The sequence below is a fragment of the Microcoleus sp. LAD1_D3 genome, from assembly GCF_036702135.1.
GTDB lineage: Bacteria > Cyanobacteriota > Cyanobacteriia > Cyanobacteriales > Microcoleaceae > Microcoleus.
The window spans coordinates 123526-143507 of the sequence record NZ_JAUBSB010000009.1 but is presented as its reverse complement, the minus strand read 5'-3'; the positions used below and the strand labels follow the sequence as shown (position 1 = coordinate 143507).

Sequence of the window (19982 nt, the reverse complement as noted above, 5' to 3'; positions counted from 1 at the left end):
GTTGACTGATTACTGTTGACTGATGACTACGAACAACTGACAACTGTCAACTGCCAACTGTCAACTGCCAACTGCCAACTGCCAACTGACTTTAATTCTTGCCGATGACAGACAATCCCTCTACAATTAGAGACGGTGTGTGGCAAGAACCGTTCCACTCAGAGTCTCCTCCCAATTCTACTAATTGTTTGAGGACGTTGTAGACGTTGCCAGCTACCATTGTGTCTTTGATTCTGCCGACTATTTGACCTTGTTTGACTCGGTAGCCGAGATCGACATTAATTGAAAAATCGCCGGAAATTCCGGCACTGCCGCCGAGCATTTGATCGACTACAATTCCGTCGTCTAATTGAGCGATTAAATCAATTAAAGATCGCTCTCCTGGTTTAATCAAAATATTGAACAAACTCGGCGTGGGATAGCTGCCCAAACCCGGCCGAAATCCGTTGCCGGTGGTGCCGCTGCCCAAGGCTCGACCGGTGGTGCGATCGGTATAAAATAGCTGCAACACTCCATTGTTGATAAAGACGATCGCCCGAGTGGGAGTACCTTCGTCATCAAAGGGACAGCTATAGGGCCCGATATCCGGCTGCTGCGAGAGGGTGACAAGCGGCGATGTCACTTGTTGGCCTAATCGATCGTTCCAAGGCGAAGCGCCTTCGAGTACCTGTTTGCCGTTCAACGCCGCACAGACAGTCCCCCACAGCAAATCGGCGGCTTTGGCTGTAAACAGCACCGGCACGCGGCCCGTGGCGGGGGCTACATTGTCTTTCGCCCATTCCAAACGTTGCAAAACTCGCCTGGCGCTGGTGTTTAAGTCGAGGGTGCCGCGTTGGGTTTCGCCTTCCCAAATGTTGAGGAAATCTTCGCCCCGCACTAATTCTGCTGATAAGTAACCGCTGAGGGTGGTGTCGGTGTGACTCGAATCCAAGCCTCTGGTGTTCAGCAAGCGGGTGCTCTCGATTTCGCAGTCGAGTTCGGCGGTGCAGAGGCTTTCGGGATAGGCTTCGCGGACGATCGCGATCCCCTCTTTTCCCCAGTTTACTAGCTGTTCGGCCGGCACCGACACTCCGCGATCGGGATAAACAACTTTCTCACCGGTGCCAAGTTCAATGGTTTCCGGTTCGTTAAGTTGCGAAAGCGCGATCGCCCTGTCCACCAAAATTTGTAGTTCCACAGGCCCGTAGGCCACCGCCAAACCCGGCCGCCCATCCCGCCACAGCCGCAGTGCAATGCCTTCTGCTTGGGCGGTTTCTAGCTGTTTGAGGCGGTTTGCTTCAAAAAAGACCGGCCGTGAGAGCGATTGCGATTCCAATACCTCAGCAGCTTCTGCACCTGCTTTGGTGGCTAGTTCTAACAGTTGTTCTGCTGATTGGTGATTGGTCATTATTCTCGGTGGTTGGTAATGGGCGATCGGTAAATATTTAGTCATTAGTCGTTAGTCGTTAGTCATTAGTCATTAGTTATTAGTCAATATAGCTGTTAACTCTCTTTCTAAATGACTGTAGATTAACTGCTGACTGATGACTGCTGACTCATGACTAATGACTAAATATTTAGTTCGTGCAGCAGCCAAAATCCCGCAAAAGATTCCGATTCGGGATTCGACTGAATTGCTAAGAAATGTACTTGTTTTGCTTGTTTTTTCGCGGCTTCAAATCCTTTCGCTTCTCTCTCAGTTGCTGCGTCTCTGAGATTAGCTAAAATCCAGCGATCATTAGCTCCCGTATCTAATACCAGCCTAGCTGGTGGGCCGCTCTCAAATTTCAGAAAAGCCAACTCCAACCCTGACATCCAACCTGCCAGGGCTGTTGCTCTCGACGAGTAGATAATTAGTCCCGGAATTTGCGTTTCAGGGGCGAGGCGTGTCATCGGTAGTCCGAAAGCTTCGCCAAATCCGATATCCCACTCGGACATTTCGTCAAAAGCTGCGATCGGCAAACTCACAAAAGCCCATTTTTCGCCGATTAAAGCCTCCGGCAGTGCCACAGGCGTTTCGGGTACAAATTGAACGCTCGGGTTCACAACCGGTTGATAGCCCGGTTCGCCTGGATAAACGTCTTGCATCCGTTCTTCCAGCCACAGGCTGAGGGCGAGGGTGCGGCGGCTGCAGGCGGCGGGAATGTCCAAGTCCTCGCAGGCTTTGGTAATCATGTTCGCCATTTGGCGGCGGAAAAAGCGAATTTTTTCGGGCCGTTTCGGTGCTGCGGCGATCGCCTCTTTAATTGCACCCGCTAGCCACAGGGAATTCACGGTAGAACTGGAGCAGAATTGCGAGTAGCGAAACAGAGATTCGGCTTTGTCGCCTACCTTCAGCGGGCTTTCACAGATCAACACTTCCCATTTTTTTTTCTCTCGCTCGTCTAGGATTGGACGGCTGTAAAAGTCGAGTTCCCAAGTAGTAGCCATGCCGCGCTGTTAAAAATTAATCCTTTCTCATGTTACCGGACAGCGGGCAAGTTTCTGATTCTGACAATATAAGGCTGATTTTCAATCGCGGGCGATCGCACTATCCCAAAGATTGCCTCTCTCCCCTGCTGCTTGCCGTGTAATTTTTGGCAGCAGTAGACAACCGCACGCATTAGCAACTCCTCGGAGAACTGTCGCGGAGCAATCTCAACACGCGATCGTTTGTTAAACTTGTGCAAGCCAGGGAAAACAAACAGTGTAGCTTGATTCCATGAGACAAATCATTCTCGAAAAGATTGTTTCTACCTTACAACCTTTAGATTTTGTTCTCGGTTTGTGGCAAGGAGGTTCAGCAGCCCACGGATACACCGACGAGTGGTCAGACCTCGATATTGCCGTTGTGGTTGAAGATAACTGCGTGGAAGAAACATTTGAGATTGTTGAAAAAGCCCTCGCAGAAATTGGCGAAATCGAACTAAAATATCGAGTTGCCGAACCCGCTTGGCACGGTCAATCGCAGTGCTTCTGGCGGCTGAAAGAAACCCCGCCATTCTTGCTAATTGATTTCGCCGTTTTTCGGCGCAGCAGTCGCAACGATTTCCTGGAAATAGAGAGACACGGGAAAGTGCCAATCGCCTTTGACAAAGTTAATCTAATTGTACCGCCTCCTTTGGATCGAAGCAAACATTTATCTACAATGCAGTCGAGATTCAACGAAATTAAAATCCGTTTCGATTTGCTGCAACCTCTGGTAAAAAAAGAGATTTATCGCGGACATTTAGTAGATGCGCTCGGCAACTATCACAATTGGACGCTTCTACCCTTAATCGAACTGCTGGGCATGATTTACCGTCCCCACAGATACGACTTTCAACTAAAATATTTCAGCCGAGATTTTCCCCCTGCAATAGTCGAGCGCGTCGCACCGCTTTTCTGCATCGCAAATCTTGAAGATTTGGCAGTAAAACAGCCAATAGCGGAGGCTTTGTTTGCCGAGAGCTTACCGCTTGCAGAAGCTAATTTTTACTCGGAGAATGCCCTAACACTACCGCAATAGGCTCAAGGTTTCGTACCGAAAGCGATTAATATAGTAGCATCAACCTTAAAGAGTAACATCCCGTGACAAAACTCAGCGTCAACATCAACAGAATCGCCCTCCTCAGAAACTCTCGAAACATCGGCATCCCCAGCGTTACCGAAGCCGCAAAAACAGTAATTGCCGCCGGAGCTCACGGCGTTACCGTCCATCCCCGCCCCGACGAAAGGCACATCAAAGCTGCCGATGTTTACGAATTAGCCAAAATGCTAACCGTCGAGTTTAACATCGAAGGAAATCCGTTTCAGCCGCCCTTTATGGATATAGTTTGCGACGTAAAACCGGCTCAGTGCACCTTGGTGCCGGACGCTCCCGACGTGCTAACATCGGATAGCGGTTGGAATATTCCCGAAAATCGCGATCGGCTCTTACCAATCATTGAAAAATTAAAAGACAACGGCATCAGAGTCAGCTTGTTTATGGACGCAGATGCGGCTCTCATGCCGCTAGCAAAAGAAGTTGGAGCAGACAGAGTAGAATTGTACACGGAACCCTACGCAACTGCTTTTCGCGAAGGTAGAGTAGAATTTGTTTTTCAACAATATGTTTTAGCAGCTCAAGCCGCTCAATCAGCAGGTTTAGGGGTGAATGCCGGCCATGATTTAAATTTGCAAAACTTAGCAAAATTTTGCTCGATTCCTGATATACTAGAAGTGTCGATTGGTCATGCTTTAATTGCAGAAGCGCTAGAAATGGGGTTGTCCAAAACAGTAGAAGCTTACCTAAAAATTCTGGCAGGTTCGTAATACAAATTAACCTCGTCTGGCAAGGCAGATTTGGCAGTGATAAACTCGTTTGTATCAGAGAGTCTGACTAAATCTGCCCGATAAAAATACAGGATCAAAACTTAGGAAAACCAGGGTTGGACGTGCTACAAATATGGTAAGGTGCGGTTTGCAGCGCCCTACATAATTAGGCGATCGCCAAAAACGAAGCAATACGAGGGGCTGTAACCCCGTGGGGTGCTAGCAGTTTTCTAGTAGTAAGGCAGAGCCAGAATCCAAAACACCGCGTTTTTTGGGTGTGGGCATTTTTTTAACAAGATCCTGGGAAACAGCTTTAATTTTCCTCGACCCAATTACTAATATTCTCTGATGATATTATGCGTAGGTAGTATCATTGAAATGTCCCGAAAAACAGAGCCTACTACTTAGCTCCCGCACTGCCAATCTGCTACCATCAGGTTTTGTGCAAGTACGGGATATTTACGTGTATCCTCTATGCTGCTGTAGCCTCTGTGCGATCGCCCGATTTAATCCGGTGAAAACAGGCAAACACAAGTAACCATATACAATTCCTTACCCCCCTCGGAAGTGCGACATGAAAAAACTAATTTTACTGACTGGAATGCTACTCATGATGACGGCAAAATCAGTATTTGCCAGCCCAGTAGCCCCCAAAATTGCACCGAGCGAGCTGATGGCTGCCTCGGAAATTACACAAACCCTTAACAAACCCGTTACCTCTGAATCGGTTCCCAACCTCGAACCGATCAAGCGAATGTCAACCTCGGAAATCCGAGAAACCATCAACCAACCCACCACCTATATTTTTGAAGGCATCAAAGGGCGAGAACTCACTCTCTCCCTGTGGGCGGGACAACTGACAGCCGAACTGTACAGTCCCAATGGTGAAAATATGGGGGTTATTGAAAAAGCAGACAATCAGTGGATTGGCCAGTTGCCAGAGTCAGGCATCTACCGCGTGCGAGTTACCCCGAAAGGTGAAACCACCAGCTTCGTGATCGGACGCGACTTTAACGCTAAGTGGACTTATAGGCCCGATCGCGCAATTCCCATAGCATTCAAGGAAAAACAAGCCACAGTCAAACTCAAAATGTCCGGCTACCAAATCCAGCCCATCACGCTTCAAGGCAAGCAGGGACAGACAATGAGGGTGACAGCTAGCAACAAAAATCTAGATCTGGCGATCGAATCTCCGTCGGGACAACTTCTCGATCAAGGCGAAGGTCAAACTTTTGCTCAACTCCCCGAGTCCGGCACCTACCGGGTGATCGTAGTTGCCAAGAGGCCGGTTAACCCCTCAATCCGAGTTTCTGTGCAATAGCAAAGATTGCACAAATACTGTCGGGCGATCGAATTTGCACCCGCCAAAAAAACAGCTCCCCAATTGGGCGAGCTGTTTTTTGCGTAAAATCAACCTTGGATCAGCGCTTCAAAACGTTCTTGTTTCCAAATGCAGCTTAAATCAGAGTCAGCTAAAGCTAGCTCTCGGTATAAATTAGGGATAAACTCAACAGCCCGCTGCAAATTGTCAAGGGCCAAATCAGCAAACCCCAGTAGAGCATAACAGCAAGCTTTATTGTAAAAAGCATTAGCAAAATCAGGATTTATTTCTAAAACTGTTTCGTAGCAAGCAATCGCCTCAGAGTAGCAGCCTTTTCGCGCCAATTCCACACCCCGGTTGTACCAAATTAAATAATCTTCAAAGGGACGCTCAGATGTGGGAGTAAACTTGCCATTTCTCTGATTTAAACCTACTAATTTCTCCAAAGCTACTCTCCGTTCGCCCACAGCTTCGGCTCTGCCCGGTTGTAGAGCGATCGATCGGCTAAAACTAGCCACTGCTTGTTTGTAAAGTCCCATAGAGTTGGCAGCTAGACCGCGATTGTACCAAGCCTTGGCGTCGTCAGGATTAAACTCGATCGCCCGCTCAAAACTGTTGAGCGCCTGATAGTAAAGCTTGAGTTCCAACAAGGCATTACCTCGGTTGTACCACGCCCAAGCAGCCTCCGGGTGCAAATTTAAAGATCGATCAAAACTCCGAACCGCCTTCTCGTACAGCCCCATATCGATCAGCGTCAGTCCCCGGTTGTGCCAAATACTCGCCGCGCACGGACTGAACTCCAGAGCCCGGTCAAAACTGTTGAGAGCCTCCAACCACTGACCCAACTTTCCTAAAGCAATAGCCCGGTTGTGCCAGCCAAAGCTCGCATTCGGCTCCACCGCCAAGGCCTCATCAAAACTCTTCAGCGCCTCTAAGTGCCGTTCTAATTTCCCCAGAGCCATACCTCGGCCGAACCAAGCCTTATAATGATCTGATTGCAACTTCACAGCTCTGTTAAAGTTCGCCAGAGCACCATGATCATCGTTAGCTTCGAGGTGGCGCGAACCCAGATGGTAATACCAAGCCGCTTCCAAGTTTTGAATTAAGTTCATAATATTTTGTATCTATCTTAGGGATGATTCTACATGAAACCATACCTGGATTAAAACTGTAATTCCACTAAAAATCTGAAAAATTTGATACAGGGCGATCGCCCGTACACACTCCCAATAACAATCTCAACAATTTGCGGTCGAAACTAACTATTTTCCTCTCGTAAAAAGCTCTTTTAGCTAACCGCACTCATCGTTTTTTAGAGCTGCTGCGAATCTTAACTCTCCGTGAATCACGCAACTCTTACCACCGCATCCCGAATTAGGTTTGCAGTCACACCAAGAGTGCTAGAGCGCCCAAAGTCCAACTGCAAATCTCATAGTGCTAATAGATCCAACTTCTACTTGCCCAATTCAAGCAACCACAACCGCTGTTTTAGCATTCTCACTCAACATCAACTGGCCGGTTCCATCAATACTAAAATCTTTCCCCAGCACAAAACCCTTGCCCATCAATCGCTTGCAAACAACCAGCGCAGTAATGCGGCGAATTTCTTCCATCACGTCAGCAGGAATCAAATAACTCAAACTCCAGATCACGGACTCGCAGTCAGACCAAATCAAACGCTCCATACTGACAATCATCAAAGCAGCTAAACTGTCAACAGACAGCCGCCCTCTGAGATCCGCAATCAAATCTTTACCAATTAAACTATTGCGACTCATCATCGCTATAGCCATTTTCCCAATTTCTTGTTCGAGTTCTAAATGATTCATGCTTGGCACTGGCTTTTATGTTTTTAAAGCACTACTAAGAGTAAAAACAGTAGACGCTACCAGGCTCTGCCATAGCGTAGCTGACGCAGGCTCTACCGCAACTCTTTTTAACAAAGTATACCTAAAGAAAGAGCCAAAATGTATCTAAAGACAGATACAAAATTATTATTTTTTTGTAATTAATTGGTCAACCAATTCCCACCAGAGTTTTTACCAGCACATCGAGTATTTGTACTCAGTCGGGGTCGGAGTAAAGTCAATCGATTGGAGAATTGGAGAAAGCGATCTCACGGATGAATTCAGAGGGGTTGTACCCGGGCTGCTTTCGGTCGAAGATTGGTAAATGCGCTACATAATAAGGAAGTAGTTACCTCAGAGATAAAAAAACAATGGCTGCAAACCAGGCAGACATCGATATTGCCCCCTTGATCGACTACGGCCTGATCGACCCCACCGCTACGCCAGAGCAAGTAGAAAACTGTTGCCAACAAGCAGAGAGATTTGGCTTTGTCACAGTTTGCGTGTATCCCGCCTACGTCAGACAAGCAGTTGAGCTGCTGCACGGCAAACGTCCCAAAGTCTGTACAGTTATAGGTTTTCCCACCGGTGCTTCGACTTCAACGGTGAAAGTTTACGAAGCTCTAGAAGCTGCAGATAATGGAGCCGTAGAGTTAGATGTCTCCGTTAACTTAGGATTGTTGAAAGCTGGAAGAATCGACGAATTCCACCGGGAATTAGCCCAAATTTGCGAAGAAACTAATCTCACCATCAAAGCAATTATCGAAAGTTCTCTCCTTTCCGATGCCGAAAAACAATTAGCGGCTGAGATTTGCATGGAAGCTGGTGTGGCTTACATCAAAACCAACACTGGCTTTTTTGGCCCGGCGAAAGTTGACGATGTGCGACTGCTGAAGGAAGTTACGAAGGGACGGATTGGGATTAAAGCGGCCGGAGGAATTCGTACTCATGAACAAGCTCTAGATTTGGTAGTAGCTGGTGCTACTCGTTTGGGGACTTCCCGCGGCCCTGAATTACTCCGCCAGCGAGATAATTTAGATAAAAGTCATTAGTCATTAGTCATTAGTCATTAGTTATTAGTTATTAGCAATGGCTAATTGGTAATGGCTAATTGGGAATTGGTGCGCCTTTACGCACCCTACAACTAAAAGTTCTGCCTGCTGGACTGTTTTTGCTACTGTCTAGTAACAATACTTTGGACAGTTTTTGATTGCCAACAGTAGAATGACTGTTCCAGGTCGATCGACCAACGAGGAAAATGAAACTGTCCGAAGTAATGTAGTAAATCTAAAATCTAAAATCGAGTGACTCGAACTTACAAAGCAACTGGAATCAATCTAAAGAGTGCGCCCATCGGCGAATCCGATCGACTGCTGACAGTTTTAACGCGGGAATTTGGCTTAATTCGAGCCGTAGCACCGGGTGTTCGGAAACAGCGATCGACTATTGGCGGTAGAAGCGAATTATTTGTTGTCAACGAATTGCTAATTGCCAAAGGTCGATCGCTCGACAAAATTACCCAAGCCGACACGGTACAATCCCATCCGGGTTTGAGCCGTAACCTAGGGAAACTCGCAGCCGCGCAATATCTGGCCGAATTGGCGATCGCCAGTGCCCTTTCCGATGAGCCCCAAGAAGAACTCTTTTGGTTGCTGGGCGAACATTTGAGCCGTTTGGAGCGTTTGTCCGATCGCACAGAAATCCAATCCGCCGCCGTGCTTGTCGCCCACCTCAGCCACGGCATTTTTCACCTGCTAGCCTTAGCAGGCCTCGCGCCCCAAGTCCAAGTTTGCTGCGCCACCAGAGGGCCACTCATCCCAAATTTCACCGATCCGAACTGGCAAACCGGGTTTAGTATACCCTCTGGGGGAAGCTTCAGCTTGCCCGAGCTAGCTAAGCTAGAGGCAGAACTCTCTTCAGAAACCGGTAGCTTGTACAAATCCGCCTCCCGTTCCCGCCAAACGAATAGCAGCAAACACTTGACAAATTTCGAGATTAATGCTAAGGAATTAGCAGCGCTGCAACAGTTGGCTAGTCCAGAACTAGGAGAGGGGATTGCCGATCGAACAACTTGGGTATCAGTAGAAAATATTTTGCGACAATATGCCCAGTATCATTTAGGTTGCACGATTCGGTCGGGAAGCTCGATCGACACCTACTTAGAGAATTTTGAGTTTTAAATTTTGAGTGTGGATTTAAATAGGTGAAGGGGCGATCGTACATCGCACCCCCAGCCGGGGGGATACCCGAACCTGCCGGCAATTTCAAGTAAATTCTCAAGGTTGTTGCGACATCAGATAATAGATATAGATAAAGTTACGAGATTATTAATAAACTTAGGGGTTAACACCTCAATTTCAAATTCCCATTCCCCCAACTTCGACGATCCCAGGCCATCCACCCCAAATCCTATGATGCGACTGTCCGATTCTGATTTGAGAATATCTGTTTTAGCTGTGACCCACCACAAGATGGAAGAACGAGAAAATTTTCCCGATTTTCGCTCCGAGCCCATCTTGGCCGATCGACAATGGAGCAACGTCCAACACCCAGAAATGGATAAATACCCCACAAATCCAGAAACAGAGTCAAGCAACGGCAAAAGCCAACAACCCGAAGCAATCCCCCCGCTGCCCACAGCAGAGCCAGCACCAGAACTCTCCGAAGCAGTAGCCGAAATTCCCGAAAAAGAAACAGGATTTCTGCCAGTGCTCAAAAACCGAAATTTTCTAGCATTGTGGAGTGGGCAAGTTTTCTCCCAACTAGCAGATAAAGTTTATCTCGTACTGACGATCGCCCTCGTAGCCAGCCGCTTTCAAGCGCCAGATCAAACCATCAGCAGGTGGGTATCAGCAATCATGATCGCCTTTACCATTCCCGCAGTGCTGTTCGGGGCCGCCGCAGGCGTGTATGTCGATAGGTGGTCGAAAAAAGCAGTGCTGGTCGCCACAAACCTGCTGCGGGGAGCCTTCGTTTTAACATTGCCGGTGCTGCTGTGGCTCTCTGACGGGTGGGAACTTGGTCAACTGCCGCTCGGATTCTGCTTGCTGTTGCTAGTGACATTCCTCGTTTCGACTCTAACTCAATTTTTCGCCCCAGCAGAACAGTCAGTGATTCCCCTAATTGTGGAACGCCGCCACCTGCTATCAGCAAACTCCCTCTACACCACAACCATGATGGGTTCGGTGATTATTGGCTTTGCAGTCGGAGAACCCTTACTAGCTTTAGCCGACACCCTATTTTCCAACATCGGCGGCGGACTCGGCATCGGCAAAGAATTAGTAGTAGGCGGAAGTTACGCCTTCGCCGGAGTGCTGTTGCTGTCGATGAAAACAGGCGAAAAAAACGATGCCGAACACGAACCGCCACACCCCCTAGCAGATTTGCAAGACGGCCTGCGTTACATCAACGATCAACCGAAAGTCCGCAATGCTTTAATTCAACTAATTATTCTCTTTTCCATTTTTGCAGCCTTGGCAGTTCTAGCGGTGCGGCTGGCAGAAATCCTCCCCGGTATGAAAGCGTCGCAATTTGGCTTTTTGCTGGCTGCGGTGGGCGTCGGAATGGCTGGTGGGGCGGCGACAGTCGGCTATCTCGGCCACAAATTTTCTCACTCCCAACTGAGTTTAATCGGATCGATCGGCATGGCACTTGCTTTGATGGGCCTTTCTGCATTTACCCACCATTTGTGGCTCTCGGTGCTGTTCATTACCCTATTGGGTTTATTTGCCTCATTGGTAGGAGTGCCGATGCAGACTACAATTCAAGCAGAAACCCCAGAAGAAATGCGGGGAAAAGTCTTCGGGCTGCAAAACAATGCCACTAATATCGCTTTGAGTTTACCGTTGGCTTTGGCCGGGGTAGCAGAAACTTTTCTGGGTTTGCCGACAGTATTTTTGGCTTTAGCAGGATTAGCGATCGCTGGCGGTGTCTTAACCTGGTATATTTCCCGTAGCACTAATAGCAAAGTCGATCGAATCTAAAAAATAACAAACTCTGATTTACTCGAATGCACATCGCTTGGCTAGGAAAAAAATCACCTTTTTGCGGTAACGTCACTTACTCCAGGGAAGTCACCAACGCACTATTAGACCGGGGATACCAGGTCAGTTTCCTGCACTTTGCCCAAGAAGCGGGCCCACTGGATAGGAACAATACGGCGTGGAGTATGGCAACTGGTTCATGGGGAAAGGGAATTGCTCAAACCTCATATACCAATTCGCTCTCGCCCGCGAGTTGCAACGAAGTCTCTTTACCCTGTCACTACAAATCGCAAATTTATACGATTCCGACTCTCAAGTCCCGCACAGTGCTGATGAAATCTCTGCGGCGGCTGAAACCCGATGTGGTTCACGCTTCCCTGACGCTTTCGCCTCTGGACTTTCTGCTGCCGGAAATTTGTCAAGAATTGAATTTGCCTCTGGTGGCGACTTTTCACCCGCCGTTCGATCGCAAATTGCGGAATTTGACATCAGGAACCCAACACCTGATGTATCAACTGTACGCTCCGTTTTTGGCTAACTACGACTCGACGATCGTTTTTTCTCAGATTCAGCGGGATATATTGGTCAAGTTGGGAGTGCCGGAAGAACGGGTGGCAGTGATTCCCAACGGCGTGGATGCTGTTAAATATTCGCCCGGGCCTTCGGGGTTGAAGTCGGAATTAAAAGCCGATCGAATTTTTGTTTACCAAGGCCGCATTGCCCCGGAAAAAAATGTCGAGGCTTTGCTAAAGGCCTGGAAACAGTGCAATTTTGGCCCTGGGAACGTATTGGCGATCGTAGGCGACGGGCCCCTAGCAGCCTCGCTGCAACTGTTTTACGGTGAAGAGGATGGCATTGTGTGGCTCGGATTTGTTGCCGAGGAGGAACGCCGGATCGAAATTCTGCGGGGTGCAGACGTATTTATTTTGCCTTCTTTGGTGGAGGGATTGTCGCTGTCGCTGCTGGAAGCGATGGCCTGCGGTTTAGCTTGTTTGGCAACCGATGCCGGTGCTGACGGCGAGGCCTTGGAGGAAGGCGCGGGGATAGTTTTGAATACTCAGCGGGTACGGAGTCAGTTGCAAACCTTGCTGCCGCTGTTTTGCGACCATCCTGAGTTGGGAATGCTGCTTGGTCAAAAAGCACGCCAACGGGCGATGGAGCGATACACTCTCAGTCAGAATATTACTGAGTTGGAAAAGCTTTATGCAGAGGTTTTGCAAAGGCAGCGCGTACTAATTCGCGGTTTAGCATAATTCAGCAGGAAGAAGGAACTCCGAACCAGTTGAAATTAATCCGTGTATCCGTGTCAAAATTCGTGTCGTGCCTTCCTTCTTCCTTCGCAAATGACTTACCGAAATCCTGCTCCTACAGTTGATATTATCATCGAATTAGCCGATCGCCCCCATCGGCCGATCATACTCATCGAACGCCGCAATATTCCCTACGGCTGGGCACTTCCCGGCGGTTTTGTCGATTACGGGGAAGCGGTAGAAACGGCGGCAAAACGCGAAGCTTTAGAAGAAACAAGTTTGAATGTAGAATTAATCGAGCAATTTTACGTTTATTCTGACCCAAACCGCGACGCCCGCCAACACACTATTAGTATTGTATTCTTGGCTTCTGCAACGGGCGAACCTCAAGCCGCGGACGATGCTAAAAATTTACAATTTTTTGAATCTTGGCAGATTCCTCGTGAATTGTGTTTCGATCACGATCGCATTTTACGAGATTATTGGCGTTACCGTCATTATGGATTGCGGCCGCGTTTGTAGGGTGAGGATTTTTTAACCACAGATGTACGCGGATTAACACAGATTGATTTCTATGATTTATCTGTGATTTATCTGTGTTAATCTGCGGTTAAATTCATCAAACTAAATTCTATGCCAAGCTTGACAATATTAGGCGGAGGTGCTTGGGGTTCGGCACTGGCAAATCTGGGAGACAAAAAAGGCGATCGAGTTAATTTGTGGTCGCGCAGCAGTTCTGTTAATCTAGAATCAGTTATAACAGGTGCGGATGTTATTGTTTCGGCAGTTTCGATGAAAGGTGTTGGAGCAACGGTCGATCGACTGCTTGCGTTAGAGTTAAGTCCCAGTACAATTATAGTTACTGTCACGAAAGGTTTAGACCCCGCCAGTACGCGCACTCCATCTCAAATTTGGCAAAATGCGTTTCCTAACAATTCAATAGTCGTACTTTCCGGCCCTAATCTTTCTGAGGAAATTCAGCAGGGATTGCCGGCCGCTACGGTTGCGGCGAGTTTGGATTTAGCGGCGGCCAAGCAAGTGCAAAATATTTACAGTTCCGATATTTTTCGGGTTTATGTGAATGAAGACCCGCTGGGAACTGAGTTAGGTGGAACTTTGAAAAATGTGTTTGCGATCGCCGCTGGAGTTTGCGACGGTTTACAATTAGGAACTAATGCTAAATCTGCTTTGCTGACTCGGGCTTTGCCGGAAATGATTCGGGTGGGAGTTCGTTTGGGAGCTCGCGCAGAAACTTTTTATGGTTTGTCTGGTTTAGGAGATTTGCTTGCTACTTGCAACAGTCCTTTATCGCGCAATTATCGGGTTGGTTTCGGATTGGCTGAAGGCAAATCTTTAGAGCAAATTTTGCACGAATTGCAGAGCACTGCTGAGGGAGTCAATACTACTAATGTGTTGATTGATTTGGCTAATCAACGCGGAATTGAAGTGCCTGTTTCTCGTCAAGTTTATCGCTTATTAAATGGTGAAATTACTCCTGAACAAGCTGTTTTATCGCTGATGGAACGAGCTTTGAAACCGGAGATTTTATAGCAGAAGGAAGAAGGAAGAAGGAAGAAGGAAGAAGCAATAAAATCCATCGTTTCAGCCATTAACAACGTCCTAACCGTCTTGGCGGTTGCTATATAACCTCTACCACTACAGGGGTAGGGACTTAAGCAAAGCCTAAGTCCCTACCGGTAGCTGAAGTTTCAAGAAGTGGGTTCACGAGTTGCTAGTTATGAATTAAGAGTTCTAAGCGACATTGGTTGAGCGGTCAGATTGATATTTTGAACCCTTGGTAGACAGAGAGTTTAAGGAATTGAAGATGAGTTGTGAATCCAAAACTCTTTAACTCTTAGCTGCTACTTAACTCATAACTCATAACTCATAACTTGCAGAGCGAGTTGCACCAGCTTTACATCTTGCCATGCTGCATTACCTGTTGAAGGTGCTGCCGAATTTCCTGCGCGTGCTCCATGTCAGCTTGCTGCAATTTTTGAAACAGTTCAGCACAAGGCTGAGAACCGGTTTTTTGAGCATCTTTCATGTAAGTATCGTAGGCTTTCAAAGCTTCAGACTTGTTTTGCAAAACTGTTAACAAATCATACTCGAGGTTGCTGATGACGCTATTTCCGTTAGTGCTCATAAACTCACCATCTGCTAGGATTTGTCCCAATTTTGACCGATCCGGGGATGACTATTCATCTGTCTAGAAGGGTAGAAATTTCTACTTTCCACCGTAATAAAACGCAACTTCTTTATCTTTCAGTGGTGCGAAGTCAGCAGCAACTAGCATTTTATCGAGCTCGTTTTGAGGCAGATGTTTGACACCGATACGGACAATGCGCGATCGCATTGTATTTGACACGCCACTGCGCTGTCTGCCGGCTTCTAATCCCATTACTTGCTGGTAGAGGTCTAATTTGGCCTGCGGAATCGGAGTACCGTCAAAGTCGATTCCAGAGGCGATCGCAACATCGATCGCATCTGCACCAGTTGTAGATTGAGCCGCTGAGTTTGTTTCTTCAGACATTGTGCAAATTAAATAAAAAGGACGATCGTCATAAAAAGTAGTTTAGTCCTAAAAGTGCCAAAGTTGAGCACCAAACTCTAGCACAGCTCAAAACAACGTAAACTCGTGAAACAAGCTAAACAGTCCGCCCCACAGTGTTCGATTAAGGACTGTTTGGTACAAGGGCGAGATCCTTGAGCATTTATTCAAACAACGGATTCCCAAAACTCATCAATTGCAGTGAAGCATTTTCGTCTAGCAGATTTACGGGCATGATTTTCTCGATGAATAGTTTGGGGCGTTTTTTGATACAGTCACTTTTTTAACTTCCATCCAGAGGGGCGAATATTATTGAAATTAATCGTATCAATTTCAATTTTTTGAAGGTAATTAGCTAATTTGAAGTCATCAGTCAGTACGAGATACTTATTTTTTGCAAGAGTGGCTATTCCGCAATCCGTTAAGCCAAATTTAGTAAAACTGTCTGTCCTAACAACCTCCGTACTTTCCAGATAGGATTCATTTAATCTGGTCACTCCTTCAGCAAATACAGACAAACATTGAGAACGTTCGGGTTCTCCAAGCTGATTCGCCAGACTGTTAACTTCTGTCAGGATGTTTGGAGTTGTAACTATTTTGTTAAAATAAGACAAAATTTGCTGCAAAAGATCGTAATCTTCAGGCACAAATTTTTCGGTGCGATTAAATTTTGAAATTCGCTCTCGGTTAACCGTACCAACAAACCATAGCAAAAGGATATTTGTATCAATTAAAATTCCTTTTTGTTTGTATTTCTGAAATAAAGAACGAACAATATCTTTCATACTTCGCGAATTTTCATAGACTGCACTTCCCCAGTTGTGGCATCTATTTTAAATACTTTATACTCTCGTTCATAATTGCGAATTGCGAGCAAATCCGCAACTGGATTGATTGTTTTATCCACTGGTCGGATAAACCCCAATGTAATAAACCAGTGTTTTTTATCCTCTGAAAGTTCTGCTTCTTCCAGCCTCAAATCTTCGGTACCAAAACCTATCATATCTTGCAGAGAAATAAAATATTGTTGAGCAGCACCTACTGCACTTCTTACATCAACCATAATCAATTCACCTCTTCAATAAATTTACTTGTTATCCAACTGTGCCTGGTACAGCAGATCCAGAATCAGAGACTTTAGGCATTTTCAGGCTCTGCCTTGGAACCAGTTAAAAGCAGGGCGCGTGGTATTATCCAAAAATTCTTAGCTCAACCTTCAAATACCTCTGCTTTTTCAATGATAAACCATTCGTGGTACAATACTGCCAAGAAAAACTCTTCTCCTTTTGGTCGATCGCATACAGCCATATATCCAGATACAAACATATCATCGTCAAAAGTTGTATCCTTAAGAAACAGAGTCAGCGAGTTGCCATCCGCGCTCCAAATTGTCCGCAAAATCGTGATATTTTGGTGACGAGATGCTTCAACGGGCAATAACACCCACCGCCTCTCAATTTCGATAAATTCTGGTTCGCCGTATCTCAACTCAGACTCCCATGTCTCCGGCCCTTCATGCTTCTCAATAATCCGATCCCACCGCACTGTTTTAATCTTCGCTAAAGTTTCGTTTGACAAATCAGCTACTTTCATCAGATTAACCTCCTAATAAAATTAACTGTTCCAAGGCTCGGCCTGGGAACCGATGTAAGCGAGGCTCCGCTTTGTTTTTGCCTGGGAAAAGTTGGAGGCAGAGCCTCCTGATATGCGTTCCCAGGCAGAGCCTGGGAACAAGTAGATACGTCAAATCAGCTACTTTCATAACTTCAATCTCCCCATAAAATTCATAAAGCTTTCAAAGCATTTGAACCATTGCTCTTGGCAATTTTACCAAACCAATAAAGTGCCTATTCATTACTCATAGCCATAATCACTTCGGCAATATTAGCAATTCGTGCGGTTTTCGATATCAAGCGGCTGAAAACTTCCCGGATTAGGGTTTTAATGCCATCAGTTGCGAAGGTATTGGCAAAGAATTTATTGGCATCTTGATAAACTTGAGGTGCAGTTCCTTCGACTACCAGCCGCAATTTTGCTGCAAATAAATCTAGAGACAAGTCTCCCGATAAAATTTCCTCTCTGGGCACGCAGGTATCAAAGATTAATGGCAGCATCTAACGATCCTTTGGTGTTGGGTAAATGATGAAAATCTACATTTCCGCCGCTAACAATTACGCCAATCCTCGCATTTTCTGCCTGCACAACACCTGACAACAAAGCCGCCGCCGCTAACACTCCCGTCGGTTCAACAACTATCTTCATGCGTTCCCACATAAAAAACATTGTGCTGCGAATTGCCTCTTCTGAAACTGTTGCCATATCGTCCACATAATGGAGCACCAAAGGAAAGGTTAATTTCCCCAAAGATGGCGTGCGCGCACCATCAGCAATCGTATCCGGGTTAGTCACCGTGTGCAGCGTTTTCGTGCGGAATGATCGCGCCGCATCGTCTGCTTGCTCGGGTTCTACTCCTATTACTTTACACTGCGGAGACAAAGTTTTTGCTGCGATCGCGCATCCCGACAGCAAACCCCCGCCCCCGCAGCAAACCAGCAGCAAATCCAACTCTCCAACTTCTGCGATTAATTCCAGCGCCGCCGTACCTTGTCCCGCAATCACCCGCGCATCATCATAAGGAGGAATAATTGTCAAGTGTCGCTCCTCGGCAATTCTGGCGGTGAGCTCTTCCCGCGCAACTTGAGTGCGATCGTACAAAATAATGTCCGCACCGTAGCCGCGAGTCGCCTCTTGCTTGACTTTTGGCGCATCTGTCGGCATGACAACAGTAGCAGGAATTTGTAGCAACAGTCCGGCAAGGGCGATCGCCTGCCCGTGATTTCCCGAAGAAAAAGTCAGCACTACCCGCTGTTTTTCGGCTTCAGATAGCTGCATCAAAGCATTGCAAGCACCGCGAAATTTAAACGAACCCGTGCGCTGAAAGTTCTCGCACTTGAAAAATACCTGAGAATTTGTGCGTTTGTTGAAAGTTTCCGAAGTCAGCACCGGCGTCTTGAAAGCTTTGCCCTCCAAGCGCTTTGCCGCCGCCTCCACATCGGTGAAACTGACTGACAAGGGATTTTGGGCACAGAAGTCGGCACTCATAGATTTTAGATTTGGGCGATGGAGGACTCTATTTGTAGGCTGGGCATTCCCCGCTTCATTCCTACCATTAAACTATAAATTTTTATCATTAGCTGTTGCGCTTAATTGTTAAAAAAGCTGTTGACTAAAATCAAAGTTATGACAATTTACTATCAAAAAGTAAAAGGGCGTTTGTACTTGCACAGGAGAGGGATTAATGAATACAAATTTAACCATCGCCCGATTAATTGTAGAGAAAGGGCGCCGTGCCGTGTCTTGATTTTGGGTAACGGGTAAAATACCGGATTGGATGGTAAAATTGCCCTCGCGAGTGCGATCGACCCCAACCCTCGACAACAACGCAAAAGAGGACACGGCAATGCCATTTCCCTACCCAAAAAAGAGCGGCTAAATTGTTTAACAATTACCAAAAAAAAGGACACAGCCATGCTGTGTCCTTACCTGTTTATTGTAGGAACACGGCTTGCCGTGTCCCTAACCGTACCACCGATATCTCGATTAGGATTCTTGCCGTTTAGAACAAGAACAATTCAGAATTACCGGTCGGTCCCAAATTGACATCGACAGTGGCAAACAAACTGTTACCACCAACCGTAGAACCGTTGCTATCGTAATACAGTTTAGTAGACAAACCGTCGTAGATAGCCATGATGGACGGCCCGGTTAAAGTTGCTTCAAACACGGTTACATCAGACACTGTGCTGCTGTAAGCGTAGAAACTCGAACCCAAAGGCCCAGATCCGGTTGTAAAGGCTGCAAAACCAGTGCTGTCGAGGTTAATTTGATCCTCAGCAGTGCTGTAATTGGTAATTACATCCCCGCCGTCAGCAGTAGTTCCGGTGAACACAAACACATCCGCACCAGCACCGCCGTTGAGAACATTGGTTCCCAAACCACCGATTAAAGTGTCATTACCGATGCCGCCGTTGAGAGTATCGCTACCGCCACCGCCGAAGAGGCTGTCATTGCCATCGTCGCCGGAAATGCTGTCGTTACCCAAACCGCCGTCGAAAATGTCGGCACCAGAACCGCCATTCAAGATGTCAGCAAACTCAGTGCCCGTGACGTTGTTAGAAGCCGCACCTCCGGTAAACAAGACAGGAGTGCTGAAGTTGTAACCGCCAACACCAGAACCGAAGTTGTTAACTCCGCTTGTCGGGAAAGTACCGGGATTAGTGATTAAATCCACAACGCTGCCTGAGTTGGTAGTAGTACCATTGGCAGAAGGTGCGATCGTACCTGTGAATACAAAGTCCGCCGTTCCCAGATTGCTAGCAGCCGTACCCAGATTCGCAATCAAGGTAGAACCAGCCGCTTCGGTACCGTTCGAGTCAAAATACAACACAGTCTCGTTCGAGGCATTCGTAAATGCGAAGAAACCAGCAGTTGTAGAATTGCCCAGGGCCTTAGCTTGTGCATCTTCCAAAGAGGCATAACTGCCGCCTGTGAAAATCACTAACTCTTTACCAGTAATGTCCGGATTTGAACCACTTACAGCGTCAAAGTTAGTCGTCGTCAAATTGCCGAAAGCGCCGCTGACAAACTGGAATTTGTCTACCCCAACAGTAAAGTCGGTAATTGTATCGCCGCCTTCGCCTGCTGCTTTGTAAACAAACAGATCCGCACCAGCACCGCCTGTCAGAACATCTGCACCAGAACCGCCGCTGAAGATGTCAG

Annotated in this window: 22 protein-coding genes; 9 read left to right on the top strand and 13 right to left on the bottom strand. The window is 47.0% G+C overall.

Annotated elements, in window-relative coordinates; translation table 11 throughout:
• Positions 1-91: 91 nt before the first annotated feature.
• The 3 genes from QUA74_RS08035 to QUA74_RS08025 all read right to left on the bottom strand — a co-directional run bounded on the left by QUA74_RS08035 (position 92) and on the right by QUA74_RS08025 (position 2582).
• Positions 92-1387, bottom strand: a complete 1296-nt coding sequence (locus QUA74_RS08035) for a TldD/PmbA family protein (protein WP_333326847.1) — start codon at positions 1385-1387, stop codon at positions 92-94.
• Positions 1388-1548: 161 nt separating this feature from the next.
• The gene (locus QUA74_RS08030) at positions 1549-2409 is read right to left on the bottom strand and encodes a Tab2/Atab2 family RNA-binding protein (protein WP_333326809.1); all 861 of its coding nucleotides are present in this window, start codon (positions 2407-2409) and stop codon (positions 1549-1551) included.
• Positions 2410-2441: 32 nt separating this feature from the next.
• On the bottom strand, positions 2442-2582 hold the full coding sequence (locus tag QUA74_RS08025) for a hypothetical protein (protein WP_333326808.1): 141 nt from the start codon (positions 2580-2582) through the stop codon (positions 2442-2444).
• A gap of 98 nt (positions 2583-2680) precedes the next feature.
• Here QUA74_RS08025 and QUA74_RS08020 point away from each other — a divergent pair, with 98 nt between their 5' ends.
• The 3 genes from QUA74_RS08020 to QUA74_RS08010 all read left to right on the top strand — a co-directional run bounded on the left by QUA74_RS08020 (position 2681) and on the right by QUA74_RS08010 (position 5572).
• Positions 2681-3466 carry a nucleotidyltransferase domain-containing protein gene (locus tag QUA74_RS08020; protein WP_333326805.1) on the top strand — a complete coding sequence of 262 codons (786 nt, stop codon included), beginning with the start codon at positions 2681-2683 and terminating at the stop codon, positions 3464-3466.
• A 62-nt stretch (positions 3467-3528) separates the two neighbouring features.
• Positions 3529-4251 (top strand): pyridoxine 5'-phosphate synthase, encoded by a 723-nt coding sequence (locus tag QUA74_RS08015; protein WP_333326803.1) that lies wholly within the window; start codon positions 3529-3531, stop codon positions 4249-4251.
• Between the two features lie 574 nt (positions 4252-4825).
• A complete protein-coding gene (locus QUA74_RS08010; RefSeq protein ID WP_333326801.1) occupies positions 4826-5572 on the top strand; it encodes a hypothetical protein in 747 nt (248 codons plus the stop codon).
• 89 nt (positions 5573-5661) lie between these two features.
• On the opposite strand, the gene QUA74_RS08005 is transcribed toward QUA74_RS08010, so the two are convergent.
• Together QUA74_RS08005 and QUA74_RS08000 are read right to left on the bottom strand one after the other, a co-directional pair.
• Complete coding sequence (locus tag QUA74_RS08005; protein WP_333326799.1) at positions 5662-6684, bottom strand: tetratricopeptide repeat protein; 1023 nt, start codon at positions 6682-6684, stop codon at positions 5662-5664.
• Positions 6685-7038: 354 nt separating this feature from the next.
• Positions 7039-7401, bottom strand: a complete 363-nt coding sequence (locus QUA74_RS08000) for a hypothetical protein (protein WP_333326797.1) — start codon at positions 7399-7401, stop codon at positions 7039-7041.
• A 389-nt stretch (positions 7402-7790) separates the two neighbouring features.
• Here QUA74_RS08000 and deoC point away from each other — a divergent pair, with 389 nt between their 5' ends.
• The 6 genes from deoC (at position 7791) to QUA74_RS07970 (ending at position 14203) form a co-directional block, all read left to right on the top strand.
• Positions 7791-8471: a deoxyribose-phosphate aldolase gene (gene deoC, locus QUA74_RS07995; RefSeq protein ID WP_333326795.1), complete on the top strand. Its 681-nt coding sequence runs from the start codon at positions 7791-7793 to the stop codon at positions 8469-8471.
• Positions 8472-8723: 252 nt separating this feature from the next.
• A complete protein-coding gene (gene recO / locus QUA74_RS07990) occupies positions 8724-9599 on the top strand; it encodes a DNA repair protein RecO (protein WP_333326793.1) in 876 nt (291 codons plus the stop codon).
• Positions 9600-9830: 231 nt separating this feature from the next.
• Positions 9831-11402, top strand: coding sequence for an MFS transporter (locus QUA74_RS07985; protein ID WP_333326791.1), 1572 nt, complete (start codon positions 9831-9833; stop codon positions 11400-11402).
• Between the two features lie 26 nt (positions 11403-11428).
• On the top strand, positions 11429-12655 hold the full coding sequence (locus QUA74_RS07980) for a glycosyltransferase family 4 protein (RefSeq protein ID WP_333326789.1): 1227 nt from the start codon (positions 11429-11431) through the stop codon (positions 12653-12655).
• Positions 12656-12745: 90 nt separating this feature from the next.
• A complete protein-coding gene (locus QUA74_RS07975; protein WP_333326787.1) occupies positions 12746-13174 on the top strand; it encodes an NUDIX hydrolase in 429 nt (142 codons plus the stop codon).
• Positions 13175-13285: 111 nt separating this feature from the next.
• Complete coding sequence (locus QUA74_RS07970; protein ID WP_333326785.1) at positions 13286-14203, top strand: NAD(P)H-dependent glycerol-3-phosphate dehydrogenase; 918 nt, start codon at positions 13286-13288, stop codon at positions 14201-14203.
• Between the two features lie 364 nt (positions 14204-14567).
• On the opposite strand, the gene QUA74_RS07965 is transcribed toward QUA74_RS07970, so the two are convergent.
• From QUA74_RS07965 to QUA74_RS07930, 8 genes are all read right to left on the bottom strand, one after another.
• A complete protein-coding gene (locus QUA74_RS07965; RefSeq protein WP_333326783.1) occupies positions 14568-14798 on the bottom strand; it encodes a hypothetical protein in 231 nt (76 codons plus the stop codon).
• An 81-nt stretch (positions 14799-14879) separates the two neighbouring features.
• A complete protein-coding gene (locus QUA74_RS07960; RefSeq protein WP_333326781.1) occupies positions 14880-15185 on the bottom strand; it encodes a small RNA NsiR4-regulated ssr1528 family protein in 306 nt (101 codons plus the stop codon).
• 293 nt (positions 15186-15478) lie between these two features.
• The gene (locus QUA74_RS07955; RefSeq protein WP_333326778.1) at positions 15479-15988 is read right to left on the bottom strand and encodes a PIN domain-containing protein; all 510 of its coding nucleotides are present in this window, start codon (positions 15986-15988) and stop codon (positions 15479-15481) included.
• On the bottom strand, positions 15985-16266 hold the full coding sequence (locus QUA74_RS07950) for a hypothetical protein (RefSeq protein WP_333326776.1): 282 nt from the start codon (positions 16264-16266) through the stop codon (positions 15985-15987). Before QUA74_RS07950 ends, QUA74_RS07955 begins: the two co-directional genes overlap by 4 nt.
• A 146-nt stretch (positions 16267-16412) precedes the next feature.
• Positions 16413-16796: a hypothetical protein gene (locus tag QUA74_RS07945; protein WP_333326774.1), complete on the bottom strand. Its 384-nt coding sequence runs from the start codon at positions 16794-16796 to the stop codon at positions 16413-16415.
• A gap of 254 nt (positions 16797-17050) precedes the next feature.
• On the bottom strand, positions 17051-17317 hold the full coding sequence (locus QUA74_RS07940) for a hypothetical protein (protein ID WP_333326772.1): 267 nt from the start codon (positions 17315-17317) through the stop codon (positions 17051-17053).
• The gene (locus tag QUA74_RS07935) at positions 17298-18305 is read right to left on the bottom strand and encodes a threo-3-hydroxy-L-aspartate ammonia-lyase (protein ID WP_333326770.1); all 1008 of its coding nucleotides are present in this window, start codon (positions 18303-18305) and stop codon (positions 17298-17300) included. The genes QUA74_RS07940 and QUA74_RS07935 overlap by 20 nt, the downstream gene beginning before the upstream one ends.
• 514 nt (positions 18306-18819) lie before the next feature.
• Positions 18820-19982: calcium-binding protein (locus QUA74_RS07930; RefSeq protein WP_333326768.1), on the bottom strand; the 1163-nt coding region annotated here is incomplete at its 5' end.